The sequence below is a fragment of the Burkholderia sp. M6-3 genome (assembly GCF_050858985.1).
In the GTDB taxonomy this organism is placed as follows: Bacteria; Pseudomonadota; Gammaproteobacteria; order Burkholderiales; family Burkholderiaceae; genus Paraburkholderia; species Paraburkholderia caledonica.
Window position 1 is genome coordinate 2,810,545 of the sequence record NZ_CP110090.1, and the last position, 26,166, is coordinate 2,836,710.

Here is a 26,166-nt window from a genome sequence, read left to right on the forward strand (position 1 = left end):
CCCTTACTTGTTCGTGAAGATCGTGCGCGCGAGGATGTTCAGTCCCAACACCGCGAGCGTGATCAGGAAGACGCCGGCCCACGCGAGCGATTGCCACTGCGCGAACGGGCTCATCGCAAACTTGTAGATCGTGACCGGCAGGTTCGCGACCGGCTGGCCCAGATCCGCCGAGAAGAACTGATTCGACAACGCGGTGAAAAGCAGCGGCGCCGTTTCGCCGGCAATACGCGCGACGGCGAGCAGTACGCCGGTGACGATGCCCGCAATGGACGCCTTCAGCGTAATCGACAACACCATCTTCCACTTCGGCGTGCCGAGCGCGAACGCCGCTTCACGCAGTGCGTTCGGCACGAGTTTGAGCATGTTTTCGGTGGTGCGGATGACGATTGGGATCTGCAACAGCGCGAGCGCGAATACGCCGGCCCAGCCGCTGAAGTGCCCCATCTTCGCGACGACGAGCGCGTAGACGAACAGACCGACCACGATCGACGGCGCCGACAACAGAATGTCGTTGATGAAACGGGTGACGCTCGCGAGCCAGCGTTTCTGTCCGTATTCCGCGAGATACACGCCTGCAAGAATGCCGATCGGCGTGCCGACGACCGTTGCGAGCACAACCAGCATCAAGCTGCCGACGATCGCGTTGGCGAGACCGCCGCCATCGGTGTTCGGCGGAGGCGTGGACTGCGTGAACAGCTCGATCGACAAGCCGCCGATACCGAGGCGCAGCGTCGTATAGAGAATCCAGATCAGCCACAGCAGACCGAAGGCCATCGCGGCGAGCGACAACGTCAGCGCCATCGCATTCTTCATGCGTCGACGTCCTTGCAGACGCACGCGCATTTTTTCGAGCGCGGCTGCGTCGTTCGAACCCGGCATGTTCAAGGTGGACCGGCTCATTTGGCGCCCTCCCCTTTCTCGAGACGAAGCAGCATGATCTTCGAAATCGCCAGCACGATGAATGTAATCACGAACAGGATGAGGCCGAGTTCCATCAGTGCCGACGTATGCAGGCCCGGATCCGCTTCGGCGAATTCATTGGCGAGCGCCGACGTGATGCTGTTGCCCGGCGAAAAGAGCGACACGTTGTCGAGCAGATTCGTATTGCCGATCACAAAGGTCACGGCCATGGTTTCGCCGAGCGCGCGGCCGAGGCCGAGCATCACGCCGCCGATCACACCGCTCTTCGTGAAGGGCAGCACGATCTTCCACATTACTTCCCACGTCGTGCAGCCGATGCCGTAAGCCGACTCCTTGAGCAGAACCGGCGTGACCTCGAACACGTCGCGCATCACGGAAGCGATGTACGGAATGATCATGATCGCGAGAATCACGCCCGCGCACAGAATGCCGATGCCGATAGGCGCGCCCTGAAACAGCGCGCCGACCACCGGAATGCCGCCGAGCACCGCGCCGAGCGGCTTCTCGAACCACGTCGCGAAGATCGGCGCGAACACGAGCAGGCCCCACATGCCGTAGACGATCGACGGAATCGCGGCGAGCAGTTCGATCGCGATGCCGAGCGGCCGACGCAGCCATGCGGGCGAGAGCTCCGTCAGAAAAAGTGCGATGCCGAAGCTGACGGGCACCGCGATGATGAGTGCAATGATCGATGTGGCGATCGTGCCGTAGATCGGCACGAGTGCGCCGAACTGCTTACTCGGCGGATCCCATTGCGCGCTCCACAGGAAGCCGAGGCCAAATTGCTTGATCGACGGCATCGACGCGACGATCAGCGAAACGATGATTCCGCCGAGCAGCAACAGCGTAACGATAGCGGCGAGGCGCGCAAGGCCGCCGAAGATCACGTCGCCGGCGCGGCTGGGCGCTTTCTGCTGGGACGCGCTGCCGGGCGGTGTCGCCCGCGAAGCGCCTGACGCGAGTTGGATGTCGGACATAAGAGCCTGATGGACCTTTTCCAGTTGCCGTGCGACGTATGCCGCGCGGCCGGTAATGCGTGAGTACCGACTGATGTTGCCGGGTGCCGGTACGTCGCCGGGACGTGCCGGTCAATGCCATTGGCCGTCCTCACGCGAGGACGGCCAATGTGTTACGTACAGCCGTTGCCTGCTTCTTCTAGGGCAACGCTTACTCGGCGAGCGGCTTGCCCGCTGCGTCCTTGACCTTGGACTTCCACTGGGTGCGGATTTCCGACACGACCGATTCCGGCAGCGAAATGTAGTCGAGATCGTTCGCGGCTTGCGTGCCGTTCTTGAATGCCCAGTCGAAGAACTTCAGCGTCTCGCTGCCTTGCGGCGCCTTCTCCTGCGTCGTGTGCAACAGCACGAACGTCGCGCCGACGATCGGCCATGCGTTCTTGCCCGGCTCGTTCGTCAGGATCTGGTAGAACGATTTCGACCAGTCCGCGCCTGCTGCCGCTGCCTTGAAAGTTTCCGTCTTCGGCTCGACCACGGTGCCCGTCGAATTCTTCAGCGCGACGTAGGTCATGTGGTTCTGCTTGGCGTAGGCCCATTCGACGTAGCCGATTGCGCCCGGCAGACGTTGCACGAATGCGGCGACGCCGTCGTTGCCCTTGCCGCCCGTACCCGTCGGCCAGTTGACCGTCGAGCCTTCACCAACCTTCGACTTCCATTCCGTGTTGACCTTCGACAGGTAGTTCGTCCAGATGAAGCTGGTACCCGAACCGTCGGCGCGGCGAACCACGGCAATGTCCGTGTCCGGCAGCTTCACCTTCGAATTCAGTGCGACGATCGCGGGATCGTTCCACTTCTTGATCTTGCCCAGATAGATATCGCCCAGCACTTCGCCCGACAGGACGAGTTCAGCCGGCTTCACGCCCGGCACGTTGACGACCGGCACCACGCCGCCGACCACCGTCGGGAACTGGAACAGGCCGTCCTTGGCGAGTTCGTCGTCCTTCAGCGGAGCGTCGGAGCCTGCAAAATCGACGGTCTTGGCAACGATCTGCTTCACGCCGCCCGACGAACCGATACCCTGATAGTTAACCTTGCCGCCGCCGGATTTCTGATAGGCGTCGGCCCACTTCGTATAAATCGGTGCTGCGAAGGTGCTGCCCGCGCCGGTGATGTCTGCGGCTTGCGCTGCGATCGCGAAGAACGCGCCAGCGACGCCAGCGAACACGGTTTGCATCAATTTCATCGAAACCTCCAAGGTGTGAGCGGTGTGAGCGAGTAAGACGAACACCGCGAAGCTTAGGGTCTCTTTGTGACAGTAACGTGACTTACCGTGAAACGTATGTGACAGTGGGTTTACTAAGGTGAAAGGCGTTCCGGCGGCTAAATCGCTGATCGGGCGGCGTCGTTGCCCGGTGCCTGTATAGATTAGGCGAAAAAGATGGGGTGGGGGTTTGCGTGGGGTGGCGGTGGAGCGTGGGTCGAACGATGCGGGAGTGCGCATCAGCTCACCGCATGAAACTCGAGCATGCGCGCGCGGGGCCGTCGGCGGGCCCGCGCGCGCATTCAGGCGCCCGCTTAAGCCGTCGCCTGCTTCACCGCAGCAGCTATGGATTCGGCATGACGAAGCGCATCGTCGACGTGTTCCGCCTCCACCATGACCCGCAGCACTGGCTCGGTGCCCGATGCGCGAATCAGCACGCGCCCGCGGCCATTGAGCGCGTCCTCAGCGCTGGCGATGGCGCGCCGGATCGCGTCGCTGCTCTTCCAGTCGGCGTCCGGTTTCATCCGCACATTGATCAGCTTTTGCGGGAACAGCGTGACGCCGTCGAGCAGTTCGGCCAGCGTCTTGTCGCTGCGCTTCATGGCGGCGAGCACGAGCAGCGCTGACACGATGCCGTCGCCAGTGGAATGGCGGTCGAGCGACAAAATGTGGCCCGACCCTTCCGCGCCGAGCTGCCAGCCGTGCTCCCGCAACTGTTCCAGCACGTAGCGGTCGCCGACTGCCGCGCGCACGAACTTGACGCCCGCTGCCTGCAACGCGACTTCGACCGCCATATTGGTCATCAAGGTGCCGACCGCGCCTTCGACCTTGCCGTCGGTCGCGATACGATCTTTCACCAGCACGTACAGCAGTTCGTCGCCGTTATACAGGCGCCCTGCCGCGTCGACGACCTGCAGACGGTCAGCGTCTCCGTCGAGCGCAATGCCCAGATCAGCGTGGTTGGCCCGCACCGCCCGCACGAGCGCATCCGGCGCGGTCGCACCGACGCCGTCGTTAATATTGAAGCCATTCGGCGCGACGCCAATCGGGATGATCTCCGCGCCGAGTTCGTGAAAGACGTGCGGCGCGACGTCATACGCGGCGCCGTGCGCGCAGTCGACCACCAGTTTCAGTCCCCGCAAATCGAACGCCGCAGGAAAAGTGCTTTTGCAGAACTCGATGTAGCGGCCGGCGGCGTCGTCGAGACGCCGCGCCTTGCCGAGCTGCTCGGACGCAGCACAGGCGAGCGGCAGCTCCAGATGCTCTTCGATCTGCGATTCCACCTCGTCGGGCAACTTGTTGCCGTCGGCGGAGAAGAATTTGATGCCGTTATCGTAATACGGATTGTGCGACGCGCTGATCACCACGCCGGCCGCGAGCCGCAACGCGCGCGTCAGATAGGCGATGCCCGGCGTGGGCATTGGACCGGCCAGCATCACGTCGACGCCCGCCGCCGAAAAACCGGCTTCGAGCGCAGCCTCGAGCATATAGCCGGACACCCGCGTGTCCTTACCGATCAGCACGGTTGGCCGCGTGCCCGTGCGTGCCCAACGGTCTGCACCGACCAGCACCTTGCCGGCCGCATAGCCGAGCCGCAATACAAATTCCGGCGTGATGGGCCCTTCACCGACCTTTCCCCGAATTCCGTCCGTGCCGAAATAACGACGTGCCATCTTTTATGTTCCTCCTTGACTGTGGGCTCAACCGCGCGGGCCGGCGTGATTCGCCGCGTTGCGCAGGGCTACCCAAACTTTCAATGCGTCTACTGTTTGCGCGACGTCGTGCACGCGGAGAATCGCGGCGCCGCGCTCCGCCGCGCAAACGGCCGCAGCAATGCTGCCGGCAACGCGTTCCGGCGCCGCCCGTCCGGTGACCGCGCCGATCATCGATTTGCGCGACATTCCCGCAAGAATGGGATATGGCGGCTCGCCGCGCGGCGCCGTATCCGGCAGACCCGCCAGCAGCGCGTAATTATGCTCGACCACTGCCTTGCCAAAACCAAAACCGGGGTCGACGCTGATGCGGTCACGCGCGATGCCCGCCTGTCTGAGCGCATCCACCCGTTCTTCCAGAAACTGCCGGACTTCGCTGACGACGTCACCGTAAGCCGGTTCGCCCAGTTGCATGCTCTGCGGCTCGCCGAGCATATGCATGACGCACAGACCGCAGTCGCTTTCGCGGACCGCATCGACGGCACCGGGCATGCGAAAGCCCCAGATGTCGTTGATCAGATCGGCGCCCGCGGCCAGCGCGTGGCGCATTACTTCAGGCTTATAGGTGTCGACGGAAAGCGGCACGTTGGCGCCGCGCAGTTGCTCCACGAGTGGGATCACACGCTCGAGCTCTTCGTCGAGCGGCACTGGCGGCGCACCCGGACGCGTCGATTCGCCGCCGATGTCGATGATGTCCGCGCCCTCGAGCAGCATGCGTTCGGCTTGACGCAACGCATCGCCGCGCATCGCATACTGGCCGCCGTCGGAAAACGAATCTGGTGTGACGTTCAGGATGCCCATGACCAACGGGCGTTCAAAGCTCAGCTTGAACCGGCCGCATTGCAACGGCTCCGGGATACGGGGAGAAGGAATAGCGACTGTGGCCACGTAGCGTTACATCACTTATGACGGATAAATGCAAAACGGGCCGGTGTGAAACACACCGGCCCGCACTTTCTACTGATAGCCGATCAGGCCGGCGCGGTCGCGCTGCCCGGCTTGACTTCGGTGCCGGGGCTGCCGCCCGACGAAGCGTCGCTTGCCGACGGCGGCGAGCTCTTCGGCGAGCGCGGCGGACGACCTGCCATGATGTCGTTGATCTGATCGGCGTCGATCGTTTCCCACTCCATCAGCGCGGCGGTCATTGCTTCGACCTTGTCGCGGTTTTCGTCCAGCAGGCGCTTCGCGAGGTTGTATTGCTCGTCCAGCACGCGCCGGATTTCCGCGTCGACCTTCTGCTGCGTTGCTTCCGAAATGGTACGCGTGAAACCGCGGCCAAACGGCGTTGCGTCGTTTTCGTCGTCAACGTAGACCATCGGTCCCAACGCGTCCGTCATGCCGAAACGAGCCACCATGGCGCGCGCGGTTTGCGTGGCCTTGTTGAAGTCGTCCGACGCGCCGGTGCTGATCAGGTTGAGGAACAGCTCTTCCGCAACACGGCCACCAAACAGGATGGCGAGACGATCCAGCAGGTAGTCTTTCGAATACGTTTCGTTGTCATGCTCCGGCAACTGCCACGTGACGCCCAACGCACGGCCACGCGGAATGATCGTGACCTTGTGCACCGGATCGGCCTTCGGCAACAGCTTCGCAATGACTGCGTGACCCGACTCGTGATACGCGGTAGCACGCTTCGATTCTTCGCGGATCACGGCCGACTTGCGCTCCGGACCCATGAAAATCTTGTCTTTCGCGTCTTCGAAATCCGTCATTTCGACGATGCGCTTGCCGCGACGCGCTGCGAACAAAGCCGCTTCGTTCACGAGATTCGCCAGATCGGCGCCCGAGAAGCCCGGCGTGCCACGCGCGATCACCGCTGCGTCGACGTCGTTCGAAATAGGCACCTTGCGCAGGTGAACCTTCATGATGTGTTCGCGACCGCGAATGTCCGGCAGACCGACATAAACCTGGCGGTCGAAACGGCCCGGACGCAGCAGAGCCTTGTCGAGCACGTCCGAACGGTTGGTTGCGGCGATCACGATCACACCCGAATTCGCCTCGAAGCCGTCCATCTCGACCAGCATCTGATTCAGCGTCTGCTCGCGTTCGTCGTTACCGCCGCCCATGCCGGCGCCGCGATGACGGCCGACCGCGTCGATTTCGTCGATGAACACGATGCACGGTGCATGCTTTTTCGCCTGCTCGAACATGTCGCGCACACGCGCCGCGCCGACACCCACGAACATTTCGACGAAGTCCGAACCCGAAATGCTGAAGAACGGCACCTTCGCTTCGCCGGCAATGGCGCGGGCGAGCAGCGTCTTACCAGTTCCCGGCGGCCCGACCAGCAACACGCCACGCGGAATGCGGCCGCCCAGCTTCTGGAACTTCTGCGGATCGCGCAGGAAATCGACCAGCTCGGAGACTTCTTCCTTCGCTTCGTCGCAACCTGCGACGTCGGTGAAATTGATTGCGTTGTTGTTTTCGTCGATCAGACGCGCGCGAGACTTGCCGAACGAAAAGGCGCCGCCTTTCCCGCCCCCCTGCATCTGTCGCATCATGTAGAACCAGAAACCGATGATCAGGATCGTCGGCCCGAGGTAATACAGCGCGGACACCAGCGCATTGGGTTCGTCGTCAGCCTTGCCGCTTACCTGAACGCCATACTTCATCAGATCGCCGACCATCCAGATGTCGCCGGGCGACACGATCTGGTACTTTTGGCCGTCTGCTGGAGTGACCGTGAGGTTCCGCCCCTGGACAATGACGTTCTTGACTTTGCCGTTCTTCGCGTCGTCCATGAACTGCGAATAGGAAACGCCTTCCTGGACACGGGGCTTGTCGAACTGCTTGAACACCGTAAATAGCACCAGTGCGATAACCAGCCACACTGCTGCTTTCGAAAACATATTGTTGTTCAAAGCACCACTCCTTCACTTAGACGGGCGCCTACATTTGCCTTGCGGCACCACGAAAGCATTCTAATCCAGTCCGCAGACCCCTGCCATAAGGTTTCGCTACCACAGAAATAGCGTAGCGGGCTGCAACGGTGGAGATTTCCACCGTCATCAGCGCATTTATGGACAGACGCTGAACCATTCTGCAGGCCTTACGAGAGCCGCCCTATGCGGGGCGCCCTACGCGGGGCGCCCTACGCGGGCCGCTTCAAATGCTTACCCAAAATAAACGTTTCTGACGACTTGTCCCGCGAAGCCTTCGGCTTGCGGGCAGCCACCACCTTGAACTGGCGCTTGAACTTTTCGACAATCTGGCTGTAACCACTGCCGTGAAAGCATTTGACTAAAAGGGCTCCATCCGGTTTCAGGTGATTCTGCGAGAATTCCAGCGCGAGATCGCACAAATGCTCGATCCGCGCTGCATCCGCCAAGGCCACGCCTGACAGGTTGGGCGCCATATCCGAAATTACAAGGTCCACCTGGCGCTCTCCCACTAATTCTTCCAACTGGGCGAGCACCGAGTCTTCGCGAAAGTCGCCCTGAATGAAGTGCACGTCGGCGACCGGCTCCATCGGGAGCACATCGAGCGCGATAATGGTGCCGTCGATCCCGCCTTCGCGCTCGGCGTCGCGCCGTGACCCTTTCGCGAGTTTGTTGCGCGCATACTGGCTCCAGCTGCCTGGCGTGGAGCCCAGATCGACGATGACCTGCCCCGGGCGGATCAGCTTGTCCTGCTCGTCGATTTCCTTCAGCTTGTACGCTGCGCGGGCGCGATAGCCTTCGCGCTGCGCCATCTTTACGTAAGGATCGTTGATGTGGTCATGCAACCACGCCGTGTTGAACTTGTTTTTTGCCATTAAACGTTGAACTCTTGCTGCGTCATGTCACGCTTTAGCGGATAATACGCGGTTAATTCGCGCGGCGACCGCCAAAAACCGGCAGTTATCCGCGATTCTGTTGTTCTGACGCGCCGCCTGCCGTACTGTCCCACTCGTATCCCGATTGCGCCCAAACCGAATCGATCGAAAGACGGGATAGGCCACGCAGGCGCTGCCATTTTAGTCGAGTCTTCCACTTCACATGTCCGCCCTCAAAGTCTCTTCCGACCAACGCGCCGAGTTGCGCTCCCAGGCACATGCGCTCAAACCGGTCGTGCTCGTCGGCGCCGAAGGTTTGACCGACGCCGTGCTCGCCGAGATCAAGGTTCACCTCGCCGCTCATCAGCTGATCAAGATCCGTGTGTTCGGCGACGAACGCGAAGAACGCATCGCCATTTACGAACAGATCTGCGACACGCTGAACGCCGCGCCGATCCAGCATATCGGCAAGCTGCTGGTTATCTGGAAGCCGGAGGCCGCGGCGCAACCCGCGGTAAAGAGCAAGCGCGGCGCATTGCCGAGCGCCCGCGAAGCCGCTGTCGAAGCCAAGCCCGGCAAGGGCCGCGCACCACGCGTAGTCAAAGTCGTGAAGCCTAGCGAAGTGCCCATGCGCAAACCCAAGGCGAAAGCAGTGCTGGTACGCGGAAACGAACGCGTCACGCAAGGCGGCAACATCAAACGCGCGAAAAAGCGGCAAACAAGCGCCAAACGCGCCTATCAGTCGAAATAAGCAAACGTATGAAAGGTGCGGCGAACTCCGCGCCCATTGCGTGTGGCCAGCTTTGACTTCAAGGTTTGGCCGCTCTCTTCGCCTGGCGCGCCGGCAGTGCACGCGAGCGCCACACCACAGCAACAACCTGCCAGTCGGCGCTTTAGCCTGTTACTTTCCCCGAAACACCGGGAGCGCTCTGCTGTAATGGACCGGCCCCCTCGCCCAGCGGCAGCTTCCAGACCAGAACTACGCCGAGCAGGCTTTCAATCAGATAGAACAGACTCGAAATGCCATGCAGCATGCCAAAGCGCGCCGCATAGGCGGAATGCCCGACGTCGGTACCCGCTTCGACTGCGGCGATACGCATTGCATTCATGAACGGCTGCAGCGCGAAATAACCAACCAGCACACACACCAGCATACCGGCGACAAGCCAGCGCAACCGGCGATACGCGTTGCCGCCGCGCCGGATTACCACGTTCGCGAGACCGAGCAGCAAAATGCCGCACACGGCGCCGAGCACCCCTTCGATGCGAAACAGCTGCGCGGCCACTGCGCCCGCCGTCGTCCGGTCGAGCGAAGTGAACAGCACAGGCGCAACGGCATAGCCGATAGTCAGCAGGCTGCCGACCCACACGACCGTCAGCAGACGGAAAATCCGATGCGGCATCAGGGACACCGGAGCGGCCCTCAAACGTAGCTAACTGCGATGATTTCGTACTCGCGCACGCCGCCGGGCGCCTGCACCGACGCCACGTCGCCTTCCGACTTGCCGATCAGCGCGCGCGCAATCGGCGAGCTGATGGAAATGAGGCCGTGGTCGATGTCCGCTTCGTCGTCGCCGACGATCTGATATTTGACCGAAGCGCCCGAGGCGAGATCTTCGAGTTCGACCGTTGCGCCGAACACGACGCGGCCATCCGCGTCCACCTTGGACGGATCGATCACCTGAGCGCCGGCGAGCTTCGATTCGATTTCTGCGATGCGGCCCTCGATAAAGCCCTGCTTTTCCTTCGCTGCGTCGTATTCTGCGTTTTCCGACAGGTCGCCCTGCGCGCGAGCTTCCGAGATCGAGTTGATCACGGCGGGACGCTCAACCGATTTCAGGCGCTGCAATTCGTCGCGCAACATGTCTGCGCCGCGCTTAGTCAATGGAATAGTGCTCATAAACAACTCTCGTGAAAACGCCGGGCCGCTTCCAATTTACTAAGCCCCGCGCCGCATCTGAAGCGAAAGAGCCGGATGCGAGGGGAGCTTTGAAACAAAAAGCGGCCGTAAAAAAACACCGCGGTTAAGTGCATTCCGTGGGAGCCGGCGACCCGGGAAGAAACCGGGACACAGCACCTGCGGAACGCCGCTTAACCGCGGCACTTACATCTTGGACAGGAACTCGAAGCCTTAGTTTAGGCGAGCGTGCAAGCCTTGTAAATCATAGACTTCCAGGTCCTTCAGATAGCGCAAGCCTTCGACGGCCGCGCGCGCGCCCGACATGGTCGTGTAGTACGTGACCTTGTTCGCCTGCGCGCTCATGCGGATCGAGCGCGAGTCGGCGATCGCGGCACGCGTCTCGTCGACGGTCGTGAAGACCAGCGCAATTTCGCCGTTCTTGATCATGTCGACGATGTGCGGCCGCCCGTCCTTCACCTTGTTGACGACTTTGACCGGCACGCCGGCCGCTTCGATCGCAGCCGCCGTGCCCTTGGTCGCGACAATCGGATAGCCGAGTTCGTGCAGCATGCGCGCGACTTCGACGGCCTTCGGCTTGTCGGCGTCCATCACGGTCAACAGCACCGTGCCCGACTCCGGCAGACGCGAGCCCGCCGCCAGCTGCGACTTGAAAAGCGCCTCGCCGAACGTTTGGCCGACACCCATCACTTCACCGGTTGAACGCATTTCCGGCCCGAGCACGGGGTCGACAGCCGGGAACTTGACGAACGGGAACACGGCTTCCTTCACGCTGAAGTACGGCGGATCGATTTCCTTCGTCACGCCTTGTGCCGCAAGCTTTTGACCGACCATAGCGCGCGCTGCGATCTTCGCGAGCGGCAGGCTGGTCGCCTTCGACACGTACGGCACCGTGCGCGAAGCACGCGGATTCACTTCCAGCACGTAAATGATGTCCTGCTTCGAGCCGTCCGCCTGCGGAACTTGCTGAATCGCGAACTGCACATTCATCAGACCGACCACGTTCAGCGCCTTCGCCATTGCACCGGTCTGACGCTTCAATTCGGCAACTGTCTCGCTCGATAGCGAGTACGGCGGCAGCGAGCAAGCCGAGTCGCCCGAATGCACGCCCGCCTGTTCGATATGCTCCATCACGCCGCCGATGAACACCGCTTCGCCGTCTGAAATGCAATCTACGTCGCATTCGATTGCGTCGTTCAGGAAGCGGTCGAGCAGCACCGGCGAGTCGTTCGACACTTTCACGGCCTCGCGCATGTAGCGCTCGAGGTCGCGCGGCTCGTGGACGATTTCCATTGCGCGGCCGCCCAGCACGTACGACGGACGCACCACCAGCGGATAGCCGATTTCGGCGGCGAGCTTGAGCGCTTCGTCTTCGGCGCGCGCGGTGCGGTTAGGCGGCTGGCGCAGGCCGAGGTCTTGCAGCAGTTTCTGGAAACGCTCGCGGTCTTCAGCCGCGTCGATCATGTCGGGCGACGTGCCGATGATCGGCACACCGTTCGCTTCGAGATCGAGCGCGAGCTTCAGCGGCGTTTGACCGCCGTATTGCACGATCACGCCGACCGGCTTTTCCTTGTCGACGATTTCGAGCACGTCTTCGAGCGTCAGCGATTCGAAGTACAGACGATCGGACGTGTCGTAGTCGGTCGAAACCGTTTCAGGGTTGCAGTTGACCATGATCGTTTCGTAGCCGTCTTCGCGCATGGCGAGCGCGGCATGCACGCAGCAGTAGTCGAACTCGATGCCTTGGCCGATCCGGTTCGGGCCGCCGCCCAGGACCATGATCTTCTTGTTGTTCGTCGGATTTGCCTCGCACTCTTCCTCGTAGGTCGAGTACATGTAGGCCGTTTTCGTGGCGAACTCGGCCGCGCACGTATCGACGCGCTTGTACACCGGGCGCACGTTCAGCTCAATGCGGCGAGCGCGCACTTCGGCGGGCTTCGCGCCGACAAGCTTCGCGAGACGCCGGTCCGAGAAACCGCTTTGCTTCAGATACTTCAGTTCTTCCTTCGAGAGGCTCGCGAGCGTGCGGCCGGCCAGCGCCTTTTCCTTCAGGATGATCTGTTCGATCTGTGCGAGGAACCACGGGTCGATCGACGTCTCTTCGAAAATTTCCTGCGCAGTCATGCCGATACGGAACGCGTCGCCGACGTACCAGATACGGTCCGGACCGGCTTCGCCGATCTCGCGGATGATCTCGTCGCGGTTATCGGTCTTTTCGTCCAGACCGTCGACGCCTACTTCAAGACCACGCAGCGCTTTCTGGAACGACTCCTGGAAAGTGCGGCCGATCGCCATGACTTCGCCGACCGACTTCATTTGTGTGGTCAGGCGCGAATCGGCTTCGCGGAATTTTTCGAACGCAAAACGCGGAATCTTGGTGACGACGTAGTCGATCGTCGGTTCGAACGACGCCGGCGTCTGGCCACCGGTGATTTCGTTCTTCAGTTCGTCAAGCGTGTAGCCGACTGCAAGCTTCGCCGCGACCTTGGCGATCGGGAAGCCGGTCGCCTTCGACGCCAGCGCCGACGAACGCGACACGCGCGGGTTCATTTCGATCACGATCATCCGGCCGTCTTTCGGATTGATCGAGAACTGCACGTTCGAACCGCCGGTGTCCACGCCGATTTCGCGCAGCACGGCGAGCGACGCGTTACGCAGAATCTGATATTCCTTGTCCGTGAGCGTTTGAGCCGGCGCGACGGTGATCGAGTCGCCGGTGTGGATACCCATAGGGTCCAGGTTTTCGATCGAGCAAACGATGATGCAGTTGTCCTTCTTGTCGCGGACGACTTCCATCTCGTACTCTTTCCAGCCGAGCAGCGATTCTTCGATCAGCAACTCGCGCGTGGGCGACAGATCGAGACCGCGCTTGCAGATTTCCTCGAACTCTTCCCGGTTGTACGCAATGCCGCCGCCCGAACCGCCGAGCGTGAACGACGGACGAATCACGACCGGATAACCGCCGCTGCCGGTTTCGACGGCGATGCGCGCCTGAACCTGCAGCGCTTCTTCCATGGAATGCGCGGTGCCCGACTTGGCCGAACCGAGACCGATCTTGGTCATCGCGTCTTTGAACTTCTGGCGGTCTTCCGCCTTGTCGATTGCTTCCGGCGATGCGCCGATCAGCTCGACCTTGTACTTTTCCAGCACGCCGTGCGCGTGCAGATCGAGCGCGCAGTTCAGCGCGGTCTGGCCGCCCATCGTCGGCAGGATCGCGTCCGGGCGCTCCTTGGCAATGATGCGCTCGACCACTTCCCACGTGATTGGCTCGATATAAGTCACGTCGGCCGTGTTCGGGTCGGTCATGATCGTCGCCGGATTGCTGTTGACGAGGATGACCTTGTAGCCTTCCTCACGCAGCGCCTTGCATGCCTGCGCGCCCGAGTAATCGAACTCGCACGCCTGGCCGATGATGATCGGACCCGCGCCGATAATGAGAATGCTCTTGATGTCTGTCCGCTTGGGCATAACGCTCTCGCTAATGTATTCCTGAATTCTTTCCGTCAGCGCGCGCCGCCTAGGCGTTGCGCGCGCTTTACCTCTCGCTGCGTCTGGCCGCGCTAGTTATGCCGCCGCGGTCTTGCCGGCCTTCTTCGCGTCCATCAACGCGGTGAAGCGGTCGAACAGATAGGCGATGTCGTGCGGGCCCGGCGACGCTTCCGGATGGCCCTGGAAGCAGAACGCTGGCTTGTCGCTCAGGGCAAAGCCTTGCAGCGTGCCGTCGAAGAGCGACACGTGCGTGACGCGCGCGTTGGCCGGCAGCGTGTCGGCGTCCACCGCGAAGCCGTGGTTTTGCGACGTGATGATCACGCGGCCGTCGTCCAGATCTTTCACCGGATGGTTGGCGCCGTGGTGGCCGGTTTTCATCTTCACGGTTTTGGCGCCGAGCGCGAGGCCCATGATCTGGTGGCCGAGGCAGATGCCGAACGTAGGAATGCCACGTTCGATCAGTTCCTTCGTGGCCGCGATTGCGTAGTCGCACGGCTCGGGATCGCCCGGGCCGTTCGACAGGAAGATGCCGTCCGGATTGAGCGCGAGCGCGTCGGCGGCCGAAGCCTCTGCCGGCAGCACGGTCACGTGGCAGCCGCGCTCAGCGAGCATGCGCAGGATGTTGAACTTGACGCCGTAGTCGAACGCGACAACGCGATACTTCGGCGAATTCTGTTTGCCGTAGCCGCTTTCCAGACGCCACTCGGTCTGCGTCCATTCGTAGGTTTCTTTCGTCGACACGACCTTCGCCAGGTCCATGCCCGCGAGGCCCGGGAAAGAGCGTGCGAGTTCGATAGCCTTGGCCTCGTCGTCCGAACCGGCGAGAATCGCGCCGTTCTGAGCGCCCTTGTCACGCAGAACGCGGGTCAGCTTGCGGGTGTCGAGACCGGCAATCGCGACCACGCCTTCGTCCTGCAGATACTGCGTGAGCGTGCGCTCCATGCGGAAATTCGACGCGAGAACCGGCAGGTCGCGAATGATCAGCCCGGCGGCATGGACTTTCGTCGCTTCGACGTCTTCGGCGTTCACGCCGACGTTGCCGATATGCGGGTACGTGAGGGTCACGATCTGGCGCGCGTAGCTCGGGTCAGTCAGAATTTCCTGATAGCCGGTGATAGCGGTGTTGAACACCACTTCGCCGATGGTATGCCCGGGGGCGCCGATCGAATAACCACGAAAGACCGTGCCGTCGGCGAGCGCGAGCAGAGCGGGAGAAAATGACGGCAACACGGGAGACTCCTTGGGGGAACACCCTGTTGCCGACCTGCCTATCCGGTTTGCGAGCCGCAGCGGACAGCATCATGCGATGCGCGCGCAGACTCGCTCGCGTACTGCCGTTGACGTTGCAAAGTGCGCGCGAGGTGTCCAATGTGTCCATTTTGTGGACGGATCGGCTTGATGCGGGCTGCTTGCTACGCCAGTGGCGCGCGGCGGATGAACGGTTTGGAAGAGGTAGGCGCTAGGGTGCGGGTTGATAAGCTCAAACCTCGGGATTATAGCGTGAGACTGCCCTTCCCTCCAAATCCGAGATGGCCTACCGATCCCACCGCGACCCACGGCAATTCGGTCAAGGCCTTATTGGGCGGGCCTGCACGGCAAGCCGGCAAGTTTTACGTCGCCGGATTCGGGATAGTACGAGTTATAGGGTGCCACTTCAGCGGCTTCCCGGAAAATTACCGGGAAAGGCTCATGCGTCCTGCTGAGCGTGCGCCGCGGCGTGCACTGGCTTGCGCCCCGGAAGCACGTACCAGACTGCGCTGAGCACCTGAAACGCGATGAGAATCCCCCATGCCGCGAGGTGAGCGGCAGCCGGATAATGGCCGCCGCTCGCCGGCCAATGCGACAGCACAGCACCCACCCCGATCTGGAAGCCGAAGATCAGTAGAAAAATGATCAATGTCAGCGTGGTGTTCACACGGCCGATCATCTGCGCTGGAAAGCTGCGCGCCATGACCGCATACGTGAGAATGCCCGTCCCGCCGAAGATTCCGTACGCGGCCCACAGCAAGCTCGCCGGGAGTGGCGCGTTGAACACGATCAGCAGCTGGGTCAGCACATACAGCGCCATGCCGATGCCGCAAAACGCATACAGCGATACGCCGCGCCGCTCCAGACTGCGAGCCGCTGCGCCGAAACCGACGCAACCGGCCATCATCGCGAAACCAAGAATCGACACCAGTGCAGCGGCTTCCCTCGGCTCGAAGCCCTGAACGTCGCGGAGCCACGCGCCGACCCATAGCGATTGCATTGCATAGAAAACGCCCTGCGTGACGACGGAAAACGACGCGATTTTCCAGAAGGTGGCGCTCCGTAGAATATGCAGCGTGCCCTGAAACTGCGCGCCGATACTCGCCTGATGACGGGTTTCATTCGTCTCCGGAACGAGCATCCATTGGGCGAGCGCAACGGCGACCGTCAATAGGCCCAGGCCAACACAGACCGAACGCCAGCTGCTGAAGGTGAGCACCCATGTGAGCGGCGAGCCGACCATCACTCCGCCGAAGCCGCCGATCGCCATGACGAGACCGTTCATCAGCGGCAGACGCGCCGATGCGAAATGCTGCGCCAACGCCTTGAATGCGGCACCGAGGCACACGGACACGCCCACGCCGATGAGCAACCGCCCCGCCATCATCATTCTGAGGCTGTGGGCTGCTCCGAACACCCAGATTCCCGCGGCGGCAAACAGCAAGGTGACTGCCGTGACGCGCCGCGGGCCAAAATGGTCGAGTAACACGCCGGCCGGAATTTGCGCTCCCGCGAAGCCAAGAAAGTACAGACTGGTCAGCACGCCGAGATCGGCCGCGGACAACCCGAGGTCGTGGGTGATAAACGGCGCAAAACCGAGATTGACGCCCCGGAACACATAGGACACGAAATAACCGGCAGAAAACAGCAGAAAGACGCGCAAGTGGGTCGACGACATACGTTCAATATCCGGTTGGCCGCAGGCCAAATGACGAACGATATCGGAATTCGACGGTGTTCGCCGACGGCCCTGCAAATGGAAAACGCCGTCACCACAGGGTGACGGCGTCGATGAAACGGGAGTGCGATCACAGCGAACCGGCTGGGCGAGCCCCAAATGCAAGGGGCCCGGTCAGGGCCCCGATTGCACCGCCGTGCCTACTTGCTCTTCTTTGTCTTGCTCGACGTGGAAGCCGACACTTTGGTCACTTTGCCAGCAGGCTCGGCAGACGCTTTCGATTTGCCGGCCTTGACAACCGGCTCGGACACCTTCACTACAGCGGAGTGGCCACGCCCCTTCTTTGAGTCGTTGTGCGATTCGCTTTTAGAGCCGCCCACGCGCGTGCCGATCTTCTGGACCCCGCCACCCTGGACGTCGGTCGCGATACGCTCGGGACCCGGTTCGCTCGGAACAGTCCTGCCGACCGGCACGTGCAGCACGATGACCTGCCCGCGCGTCACGCTGTCCCGATGCGTGCGATTCCACGACTTCAACTGCCCGACGGATACGCCATAACGCAACGCGATAGCCGCCATGGACTGATTGCGGCGCACGCGGATCAGCATTTTGCGGGTGTCGGGAACGTCGGGCTCCATAGCGAGCACGGCGCTTTCGGCGACGTCCGCGCTGATGTCCTCGTCGTCATCTGAACCGCGCGGCACGACGATGGTTGAACCCGGCTTCAGACGCATGCCGACCGGAATCTTGTTGACTTCCATGAGCGTGTCGGCATCGACACCGATTTTTTGCGCGATTGCCGCCGGCGCCGAGCGCTCGGTGACCGTATACGTGGTCCACGACGACAGCGAACCCGAGTACGTTTTCAGATTGCGCTCGAACGCGCTCGCGTTGTCGAACGGCAGCAGGATTTGCGGCTGCGTAGCGCCCAGAATCACCGGCTTTCTGAACGACGGGTTCAACGAACGGAATTCGTCGAGCGAGAGATTAGCCAGTTTGGCGGCCATGTCCACGTCGATATCGTGCGACGTGGTGACGGTCACAAAATATGGGTGGTTCGGGATCGACGGCAACGCGAGCCCGTACATTTGCGGGTTCGACACGATGTTCTTGACCGCCTGCAGCTTCGGCACGTAGTTGCGCGTTTCGTTGGGCATGCGCAGGCTCAGATAGTCTGTCGGCAAGCCCGCCGCTTCATTGCGCGCAATCGCGCGCTGCACGTTGCCCTCACCCCAGTTGTACGCAGCAAGTGCTAGTTGCCAGTCGCCGAACATGTCGTGCAGACGTGACAGATAGTCGAGCGCGGCACTGGTCGACGCCAGCACGTCGCGGCGCTCGTCCTGCCACATGTTCTGCTTGAGGTTGTAAGTGCGGCCGGTACCCGGCATGAATTGCCACATGCCGGCTGCTTTCGCCACCGACAACGCCTGCGGGCTGTACGCCGATTCGATGAACGGCAGCAACGCGAGCTCGGTCGGCATATGGCGCGCTTCGAGCTCTTCGACGATGTGATACAGATATTTCTGCGAGCGCTCAGTCATGCGCTGCACGTAATCCGGACGCTGCGCGTACCAGTTGACCTGCATGTCGACCAGATCCGTTTGCAGATCCGGCATCTGGAAACCACGGCGAATGCGGCCCCATAAATCGGCGTCGGCGCTCGTCAACTGCGTGACCGAGCCTTGGTCGACATTAATCGTTTCCTTGGCGGTGGCTGTCTTGCGGAGTGCGTCGGCTACTGCTTGCTGGCTGGCGGGATTTGTTGCGGTGGTGGGGCTGATCGTCGTTGGTCCCTGGCTCGCGCAGGCGGCGAGCGTCAGGACCAGCAACGCACTAAAGATAAATCGCATGAACGTCTCGGCTTCCACAAGGGCTGGAATTTGCAGCCGATAGTACGAAACCGTAACGTCTACGTCAATCGGAAATTGACCAAAATATCAAGCAAATCTAGGGCTTGGCGAATTCTTCCGATTCTTCGCTTGAGGAAGCGCCCTGGACGAACCCGGTCACCGGAAGCGGTTTTTCCACTCGCGCATCAATGTAAACGACGCCAGCCGGTCAGGGACGTCGGCATGCAGCTGATCCCGCAAGGTCGCCTGAATGGCGGGGTTGTCGGCACGCAGGAACGGATTCACGCCGCGCTCGTGGGCGATCGTGGTCGGCAACGTGGGCACATTGCGAGCCCGCAGATCGCTCGCCTTGTCGCGCCAGGCAAGCAGTTCGTCGTTGTCGGGATCGCAAGCGAGCGCGAAGCGGATGTTGGACAGCGTGTACTCGTGTGCGCAGTGCACTTCGGTCGCGCCGGGCAACGCCGCGAGCGAGTCGAGCGACGACAACATCTGGCTCGGCGTGCCTTCGAAGAGCCGGCCGCACCCGCAGGCGAACAGCGTGTCGCCGCAGAACACATGGGGCGTGCCGCCCGGGTCCGCCGCCTGGAAATAAGCGATGTGGCCGCTCGTATGGCCCGGGACCTCGAGTACGCTCAAATCGAGTGCGGGCGCGGCGATCGTCACTCGATCGCCATGTTTCAGACGGTGCGTGAGATGTCCGATCGCTTCACCAGCGGGCCCGTAGACGGGAACGGCCTGGTCATTCAGCAGATCGGCTACCCCGCCGACATGGTCTTGATGATGGTGCGTGAGTAAAATAGCGCTCAGTCGCCAACCGCGCCTCGCCAGATAGGCGCGAACGGGAGCGGCTTCACCCGGATCGACGACTACCGCATGGTATCCGTCGGAAACGACCCAGATGTAATTGTCTTCAAACGCCGGGACCGGTACGTACTCGAGCGCATTCATAGGCGACGCATTCTTTGATATGACTGACCGAGCGATTATAGACTGGCCCGCCTGGACGGATTCGCCGCCCGGCCGCTACGTGCTGGAATGGGAACAGACACAGCTCGACCGAGTGGTGTCGGACGTTTTCGGCTACCACGCGCTGCAACTCGGCCTGCCGCAGCTTGACGCGTTGCGCGAAAACCGCATGCCCTGCCGGGGGCTCGTGCTCGATGCCGCGAGCGGCGCGAGTGCGCCGTATAGTTTCCCGCACGCTCAGGCACTTGCCGGGAAGGGCTCAATGGACGGCTTGCGAGACGGCTTAAGAGACGGGTTGAGAGGCGCCCCGGGCAACGGCGCCACGCGCGGCGGACCAGCGTCGGCACCGCTGCCCTCGCCCGCCGGACGCAGCGCGGTCTGGTGCGACCTGCTGGATTTACCGTTCGAAGCCCAGAGCGTCGATCTGATCGTGATGCCGCATACACTCGAATTCACGAGCGATCCGCACCGCCTGCTGCGCGAAGCGGAGCGCGTTCTGATGCCGGAAGGCCAGCTGATCATTCTCGGCTTCAACTCGCTTTCGTTGTGGGGCGCGCGGCAATCGGTCGGCAAGATGACGGGCCGGCCGTTCGTGCCCGCCGCTGTCGATCTGATCGCCTTCACGCGTCTGAAAGACTGGATCAAGCTGCTCGGTTTCGACCTTGAACGCGGGCGCTTCGGCTGCTATCGTCCGCCGCTCGACAGCGATCAGTGGCTCTCCCGCTACGGCTTCATGGAAGCTGCCGGCGACCGCTGGTGGCCGATCTTCGGCGCGACCTACATGATCAAGGCGATCAAGCGCGTGCGCGGCATGCGCCTCGTCGGACCACTCAAGGTCAAAAAGCCCGTCCTCGCCGCGGGCCTCGCACCCGCCGCTACACCGAACACACGCAACCATACTCAATGACAGCAAACATCATCGACATCTATACCGACGGCGCCTGCAAGGGCAACCCCGGCCCGGGCGGCTGGGGCGCTTTGCTGCGCTTCGGCGATCAGGAAAAAGAGCTGTTCGGCGGCGAAGCGAATACCACCAACAATCGCATGGAACTGATGGGCGTGATATCCGCGCTCGAAGCGCTGAAGCGTCCGTGCAAAGCCGTTGTGCACACCGACTCGCAGTACGTGCAGAAAGGCATCAGCGAGTGGATTCACGGCTGGAAAAAGAAAGGCTGGGTCACTGCTGCAAAGCAACCGGTGAAAAACGCCGATTTGTGGAAGCGGCTCGACGCGCTCGTCGCGCAACATGAGATCGAATGGCGCTGGGTGCGCGGGCATAACGGGCATCCGGAAAACGAGCGCGCGGATCAGCTCGCCAATCGTGGCGTCGCGTCGCTCGCGGAATTGTGACCGTTGGCCGCCACGCTGCGCGACCCTCTTTCTCTCCGCTCATTTTCGGCTGCAATTTCTGAGGCAAAGCTAACTCAACATGCGTCAACTTATCCTCGACACTGAAACAACCGGCCTGAACGCTCGAACCGGCGACCGCATCCTCGAACTGGGTTGCGTCGAACTGGTGAACCGGCGCCTCACCGGCAACAATCTGCACTTCTATATCAACCCCGAGCGCGACAGTGATCCGGGCGCATTGGCCGTCCACGGGCTGACCACCGAGTTCCTGAGCGACAAGCCGAAGTTCGCGGAGATCGCCGACCAGTTTCGTGACTTCATTCAGGACGCGGACCTGATCATTCACAACGCGCCATTCGACATCGGATTCCTCGACGCCGAATTCGCGTTGCTCGGGCTACCGCCCGTCAGCACCCATTGCGGCGAGATCATCGACACGCTCGCGCGCGCGAAGCAGATGTTCCCCGGCAAGCGCAATTCACTCGACGCTTTGTGCGACCGCTTCGGCATCAGCAATGCCCACCGCACGCTGCACGGCGCCCTGCTCGACTCGGAACTGCTCGCCGAGGTTTATCTTGCGATGACACGCGGCCAGGAAAGCCTTGTCATCGACATGCTTGGCGAATCGCACGGCAGCGGCGAAGCGCATGCGCCGCGCGTAGCCATCGACTCGCTGGACCTCGTCGTGATTGCCGCGAGCGACGAAGAACTCGCCGCACACCAGGCGGTTCTGGATGGCCTCGACAAGGCGATCAAAGGCACGAGCGTGTGGCGCCTCGAACCCGTGCCCGTATCGGATGAGCAAGCTGCTTAAAAAGTGCTGGACGAGCTCGCAAATCCCCGGCATAATTTCGATCTCTTCGGGTGGTTAGCTCAGCGGTAGAGCACTGCCTTCACACGGCAGGGGTCACTGGTTCGATCCCAGTACTACCCACCAGAATTTTGGTGTGTCGATCACCGAAGAAAAAAGGGCTTACGCAGCAATGCGTAAGCCCTTTTCCGTTTTGTGTTTTCCGTTTCGTCACTTCCCGTTTGCCTCGTCATTGTATTTCTCGCTGCTTGCATGTCGATATCTGTCGTCGGGAGCACGGTGTGCGTGCGAGTCAACAACGAAACCTCGTCGATTGCGGCGGCAAAACAGTGCTGCTATAGTCGGCTTTCGGGCATTCGCCCCGTCTACTCTCTCCACCTCATTGACCACAGGGAGGCGTCACATGTTCGCAGTGCATATGGCCATCCCTGACATGGTCCCACGACGTTGACTCGTCGACCGCGCAAGTCGGCCTGAAAAGGCGCTCCGCGCAATCCCAGATAGTTCGCAGCCAAGTCCGCAGGCTTATTGCCAGCAGTTTCATTGCCGTTAAGCGGCGCGCTTCGACTGTCTCCCCGTCTCGCTTCTGACTGGAACCCCGGTGCGCCATGCGCGAACGGGTTGTCGCAAATGACCAGAAAAAAACTCGACTTTCGCGGGCAAGCGTTCAAGGATGTCCTCGGCTTCACCTTCCGGCACTGGGCTCAACAGCCGTGGCGCATTGTCGTCATTTCCGCGCTTGTCATGCTCTCCGCCGTGGCGGACGTGCTCACGCCGATGTTCGCCGGCCACCTTGTCGACGCCATCGCGTCCGGCCCGGCCGCACGTGCGAGCGCATGGCACGCAGCCATCACGGCCTTTTGTGTTCTGGCCGCGCTGGGACTGGGCGCCACTTTGCTTCGGCAAGCCATGTACTTCAACATCATCAAGCTGACGTTGAAGATGATGAGTGAGATCGCCGCCAACGCATTCCATCGCGTGCAACGCTTTTCAACCGACTGGCATGCCAACAGCTTTGCCGGCTCGACGGTGCGCAAGATCACGCGTGGTATGTGGGCGCTCGATCTGCTCAACGACACGCTGCTGATCGCGCTGTTCCCGTCGCTCGTCATGCTGGTGGGTGCGACGCTGCTGCTCGGCTGGCGTTGGCCGATGATGGGCGCGGTGGTCGGCGTAGGCTCGGTGCTTTATATCGCGGTGACTGTCGCGCTGTCGCTCGGCTTCGTGGCGCCGGCCGCGCGCCTCGCCAACGCGTGGGACACGCGCATGGGCGGCGCGCTCGCGGACGCGGTGAGTTGCAACGGTGTGGTCAAGGCTTTCGGCGCCGAAGAGCGCGAGGAGTTGCTACTTGCGCGTGTGATCGGCAAGTGGCGCAACCGCACGCGTCGCACGTGGATTCGCGGCACGATCAACGGCGGCGTGCAAGGCGCGATGCTAGTTGCGATTCAGACCGCGATTCTCGGCGCCGCGCTGGCACTGTGGTTGCGCGGTGAGGCGAGCGTCGGCGACATCACTTTTGCGTTGACGATGTTCTTCATGCTGCAAGGCTATCTGCGCGAGGTCGGCATGCACATCCGCAACTTGCAACGCTCGGTCAACGACATGGAAGAACTCGTCTCGCTGGAGCGCCAGCCGCTCGGCATCGAAGACCGCCCGGGCGCCGGTCCGATTGCCATCGGCAAAGGCGAGATCCGCTTCGAGCACGTGACGTTTCATTACGGTGCGGACGCCACGCCGCTCTATCGCGACTTCTCCGTGCGCATTGCGCCCGGAGAACGCGTTGGGCTGGTCGGCCATTCGGGTTCGGGAAAGACGACCTTCATCAAGTTGATTCAGCGTCTTTACGACGTGTCTGAAGGCCGCATCACGATCGACGGTCAGGACATCGCGCAAGTCAGGCAGACGTCGTTGCGCAGTCAGATTGCGATCGTGCAGCAGGAGCCGGTGCTGTTTCACCGTTCGCTCGCGGAGAACATTGCGTATGCACGTCCGGACGCGAGCCGCGCCGAGATCGAACACGCCGCGCGACTGGCGAACGCGCACGACTTCATCAGCGCGCTGCCCAACGCTTACGACACGCTGGTCGGCGAGCGCGGCATCAAGCTCTCCGGAGGCGAGCGCCAGCGCGTGGCGATTGCACGTGCGTTTTTGGCGGACGCACCCATCCTGATTCTGGACGAAGCCACTTCGAGCCTCGACAGCGAAAGCGAAGTGCTGATCCAGCAGGCGATGGAGCGGCTGATGCAAGGCCGCACGACGCTCGTCGTGGCACACCGCCTTTCGACCGTGCGCGCACTCGACCGCTTGCTCGTCCTCGACAAGGGCAAGGTAATCGAAGAAGGCAGTCACGAGACGTTGATCCGACTCGAGAACGGACTGTACCGGCGTCTGTTCGAGCGTCAGGCGCTGGAACTGATCAAGGGCTTGAATGAAGCGCCGGCATCGCAAGAACGGCCCCGCGCGCGCAGCCACGCGGTGGACGATTCAAGCCTGCTGGTCAATGACTGAAGAGGGAAAGATGCGGCGTGTCTTGCTGAATAGGCCTTTGTACAAGGCATTTTCCGCCGGCGCGCCGCTATCATTACACCGCGCCCGCAGGCAAACCGATGCCGCGCGCCATGCCGGTTGCCGCAAAGACCATCAACACGAGCAACACAGTCTGAATCACGCTCAAATGCGCATAGCGACGTGCGTTTTGCAGCTCCGGCGCTGCGCCTTTTCGTATCGATGCGCGCCAGCGCATTAGCGCGAGCATCGACGGAACTTCCAGCACGATGATTATCACGAGCAGCGTCATCTTGACGTGAAAGAGCGGCTCGTGGAGATAGTAATCGGCGCCCTTCTCATAGTTGCCGAAAACGCGCATCAAGCCGGTGACGATCAACACGAGTGCGGAGAGGCCCCAGCGTGTATCGGCCCGGAACACCGAGCGGAGCGCCGCTGGCACCGCGGCACGACGCAGCGCCCACGTGCGCCGCAGAATCGACGCAAGTGCGAAGCCATAAGCGAGCAGATGAAGAGCGGCAAGCAACCAGCGAACCAGCATAGCGACTCCTGCAAACGACACGGCATATCGATTGTTGTTTCACTCGCCCGCCGTCAGTACGAGCGGCATCGTTGTTTCATTATCGACCACGGCTTACTTTACAACGCGCGCAACCGTCACTGCATGTGACCGACTGCACAAAACCTCTGCCTTAGACCTGGCGCAACGTGCTGTCGAGCGCGCGCGCGGCGACGCGATCCCCTTCGGTCGTCAGGGCCGCGCGAAACACGGTTTGCCGGTTGTGACCGGCCGCCGCGGGCGAATCCCACAGCAACTCGATTTTCGGACGTCGGCCAAACGCGGCTCGGGCAAGCGACGGAGCGCCGCTCGAGGATGACGACGCGATGCCGGCGCCAGTATCGCCAGCGGCATGGAGCGCGATGACCGGCGTGGGCGCCGTCGCAGAGCGCGTGCCTGCTACGTCCGCCCAGCGCACGGAGAGTTCGCGCGCGTCATACTGCCCCACCTTGCGACGCTCGGCCCAGACGCTGACTGTGCGCGTAAGCGGATCGAGCGAGACGGCATAGCGGCCGATCGCGAAACGGCGCGCAGCAATGTTGGTGCGCCATAGCGCGCGCGGACGGCAGATCCACAAAACGGCCGCATACAGCGCGGGCGCCGCCAACAGCCAGCCGTTGGTCGCCGCCACGGCTTGCGCGGCGCGGCGCCAGCCGGCGCTCACCGCAAAGGCGCTAACCGACCACACCGCGAACAGAAATCCCAGGAATGCGAATAGCCGCAGCGCTTGCCGCAGCCATTGCGGCAGCGGATGAAAAGGACGCTCTGCGACCGCGCGTGCGCCAGGAAGAAAGATGAGCAGAAACAGGAAGACCAGGTTGATGCACGCCCACGGCGAGGAGGCCATGGCCGACAGCGACGCGGTCAGATCCATCTCCGACATGGAGAACAGCCACCGGGCGAGAAGCACGAGACCGATAGCGCGTAACGCGAAAATCGTTCCGGCGCCGGGCGCGGCATTCGCACGCGTCTCTTTCGTTCTCGCCAAGGCATCCTCCTGTCGTCGGCGGCGCCGCAGCCAATTTCGCGGCACGGCCATTATAGGGATATTACGAAGACCGGCTCGCCGCCGCGTGCCTGAACTGCTCACTTTGCATCGCGGAACGCGAAAAACGCGGCGTGGATGCAACAACGCCCCGCGAGCGGCTTGCGCGCGGGGCGTTGCGGGCGCTGGGGAGACGCTTAGAA

21 protein-coding genes and 1 tRNA gene are annotated in these 26,166 nt (G+C 62.0%); 6 read left to right on the forward strand and 16 right to left on the reverse strand.

Annotation, left to right across the window (positions count from 1 at the left end):
• Positions 1 to 3: 3 nt before the first annotated feature.
• The 7 genes from pstA to OH764_RS12060 all read right to left on the reverse strand — a co-directional run bounded on the left by pstA (position 4) and on the right by OH764_RS12060 (position 8,604).
• A complete protein-coding gene (pstA, locus tag OH764_RS12030) occupies positions 4 to 900 on the reverse strand; it encodes a phosphate ABC transporter permease PstA (RefSeq protein WP_498846954.1) in 897 nt (298 codons plus the stop codon).
• The gene (gene pstC, locus OH764_RS12035) at positions 897 to 1,898 is read right to left on the reverse strand and encodes a phosphate ABC transporter permease PstC (RefSeq protein ID WP_027804860.1); all 1,002 of its coding nucleotides are present in this window, start codon (positions 1,896 to 1,898) and stop codon (positions 897 to 899) included. The genes pstA and pstC overlap by 4 nt, the downstream gene beginning before the upstream one ends.
• Before the next feature lie 190 nt (positions 1,899 to 2,088).
• The gene (pstS, locus tag OH764_RS12040) at positions 2,089 to 3,120 is read right to left on the reverse strand and encodes a type 2 periplasmic-binding domain-containing protein (protein ID WP_498846955.1); all 1,032 of its coding nucleotides are present in this window, start codon (positions 3,118 to 3,120) and stop codon (positions 2,089 to 2,091) included.
• Between the two features lie 332 nt (positions 3,121 to 3,452).
• Positions 3,453 to 4,811: a phosphoglucosamine mutase gene (gene glmM / locus OH764_RS12045; RefSeq protein ID WP_027776523.1), complete on the reverse strand. Its 1,359-nt coding sequence runs from the start codon at positions 4,809 to 4,811 to the stop codon at positions 3,453 to 3,455.
• A 27-nt stretch (positions 4,812 to 4,838) separates the two neighbouring features.
• Complete coding sequence (folP, locus tag OH764_RS12050; RefSeq protein WP_498846956.1) at positions 4,839 to 5,738, reverse strand: dihydropteroate synthase; 900 nt, start codon at positions 5,736 to 5,738, stop codon at positions 4,839 to 4,841.
• Between the two features lie 83 nt (positions 5,739 to 5,821).
• Entirely contained in the window at positions 5,822 to 7,711 is a 1,890-nt protein-coding gene (gene ftsH / locus OH764_RS12055) for an ATP-dependent zinc metalloprotease FtsH (protein ID WP_006051983.1), read from the reverse strand.
• A 230-nt stretch (positions 7,712 to 7,941) separates the two neighbouring features.
• Positions 7,942 to 8,604 (reverse strand): RlmE family RNA methyltransferase, encoded by a 663-nt coding sequence (locus OH764_RS12060; RefSeq protein WP_020069434.1) that lies wholly within the window; start codon positions 8,602 to 8,604, stop codon positions 7,942 to 7,944.
• A gap of 223 nt (positions 8,605 to 8,827) precedes the next feature.
• Here OH764_RS12060 and OH764_RS12065 point away from each other — a divergent pair, with 223 nt between their 5' ends.
• Entirely contained in the window at positions 8,828 to 9,355 is a 528-nt protein-coding gene (locus OH764_RS12065) for a YhbY family RNA-binding protein (protein ID WP_498846957.1), read from the forward strand.
• 142 nt (positions 9,356 to 9,497) lie between these two features.
• On the opposite strand, the gene OH764_RS12070 is transcribed toward OH764_RS12065, so the two are convergent.
• The 7 genes from OH764_RS12070 to gloB form a co-directional block, all read right to left on the reverse strand.
• A complete protein-coding gene (locus OH764_RS12070) occupies positions 9,498 to 10,007 on the reverse strand; it encodes a DUF4149 domain-containing protein (protein WP_498846958.1) in 510 nt (169 codons plus the stop codon).
• A 20-nt stretch (positions 10,008 to 10,027) separates the two neighbouring features.
• Complete coding sequence (greA, locus tag OH764_RS12075; RefSeq protein ID WP_020069431.1) at positions 10,028 to 10,504, reverse strand: transcription elongation factor GreA; 477 nt, start codon at positions 10,502 to 10,504, stop codon at positions 10,028 to 10,030.
• A gap of 231 nt (positions 10,505 to 10,735) precedes the next feature.
• Entirely contained in the window at positions 10,736 to 13,990 is a 3,255-nt protein-coding gene (gene carB / locus OH764_RS12080) for a carbamoyl phosphate synthase large subunit (RefSeq protein WP_498846959.1), read from the reverse strand.
• A gap of 96 nt (positions 13,991 to 14,086) precedes the next feature.
• The gene (carA, locus tag OH764_RS12085; protein ID WP_498846960.1) at positions 14,087 to 15,241 is read right to left on the reverse strand and encodes a carbamoyl-phosphate synthase small subunit; all 1,155 of its coding nucleotides are present in this window, start codon (positions 15,239 to 15,241) and stop codon (positions 14,087 to 14,089) included.
• Positions 15,242 to 15,698: 457 nt separating this feature from the next.
• Positions 15,699 to 16,937 carry an MFS transporter gene (locus OH764_RS12090; protein WP_498846961.1) on the reverse strand — a complete coding sequence of 413 codons (1,239 nt, stop codon included), beginning with the start codon at positions 16,935 to 16,937 and terminating at the stop codon, positions 15,699 to 15,701.
• Positions 16,938 to 17,137: 200 nt separating this feature from the next.
• A complete protein-coding gene (locus OH764_RS12095; protein WP_498846962.1) occupies positions 17,138 to 18,787 on the reverse strand; it encodes a lytic transglycosylase domain-containing protein in 1,650 nt (549 codons plus the stop codon).
• 156 nt (positions 18,788 to 18,943) lie between these two features.
• Entirely contained in the window at positions 18,944 to 19,735 is a 792-nt protein-coding gene (gene gloB, locus OH764_RS12100; protein ID WP_498846963.1) for a hydroxyacylglutathione hydrolase, read from the reverse strand.
• A 19-nt stretch (positions 19,736 to 19,754) separates the two neighbouring features.
• Here gloB and OH764_RS12105 point away from each other — a divergent pair, with 19 nt between their 5' ends.
• The 5 genes from OH764_RS12105 (at position 19,755) to OH764_RS12125 (ending at position 24,422) form a co-directional block, all read left to right on the forward strand.
• Complete coding sequence (locus OH764_RS12105; protein WP_498846964.1) at positions 19,755 to 20,660, forward strand: class I SAM-dependent methyltransferase; 906 nt, start codon at positions 19,755 to 19,757, stop codon at positions 20,658 to 20,660.
• Positions 20,657 to 21,103: a ribonuclease HI gene (gene rnhA / locus OH764_RS12110; protein ID WP_006051973.1), complete on the forward strand. Its 447-nt coding sequence runs from the start codon at positions 20,657 to 20,659 to the stop codon at positions 21,101 to 21,103. The genes OH764_RS12105 and rnhA overlap by 4 nt, the downstream gene beginning before the upstream one ends.
• 79 nt (positions 21,104 to 21,182) lie before the next feature.
• Positions 21,183 to 21,917 carry a DNA polymerase III subunit epsilon gene (dnaQ, locus tag OH764_RS12115; RefSeq protein WP_498846965.1) on the forward strand — a complete coding sequence of 245 codons (735 nt, stop codon included), beginning with the start codon at positions 21,183 to 21,185 and terminating at the stop codon, positions 21,915 to 21,917.
• Between the two features lie 48 nt (positions 21,918 to 21,965).
• Positions 21,966 to 22,040 (forward strand) — tRNA-Val (locus OH764_RS12120).
• Between the two features lie 504 nt (positions 22,041 to 22,544).
• Entirely contained in the window at positions 22,545 to 24,422 is a 1,878-nt protein-coding gene (locus OH764_RS12125; RefSeq protein WP_498846966.1) for an ABC transporter ATP-binding protein, read from the forward strand.
• Positions 24,423 to 24,495: 73 nt separating this feature from the next.
• On the opposite strand, the gene OH764_RS12130 is transcribed toward OH764_RS12125, so the two are convergent.
• Both OH764_RS12130 and OH764_RS12135 read right to left on the reverse strand, forming a co-directional pair.
• Positions 24,496 to 24,960, reverse strand: coding sequence for a DUF2214 family protein (locus OH764_RS12130; protein ID WP_498846967.1), 465 nt, complete (start codon positions 24,958 to 24,960; stop codon positions 24,496 to 24,498).
• A gap of 151 nt (positions 24,961 to 25,111) precedes the next feature.
• Entirely contained in the window at positions 25,112 to 25,966 is an 855-nt protein-coding gene (locus OH764_RS12135) for a hypothetical protein (RefSeq protein ID WP_498846968.1), read from the reverse strand.
• Between the last annotated feature and the right edge of the window lie 200 nt (positions 25,967 to 26,166).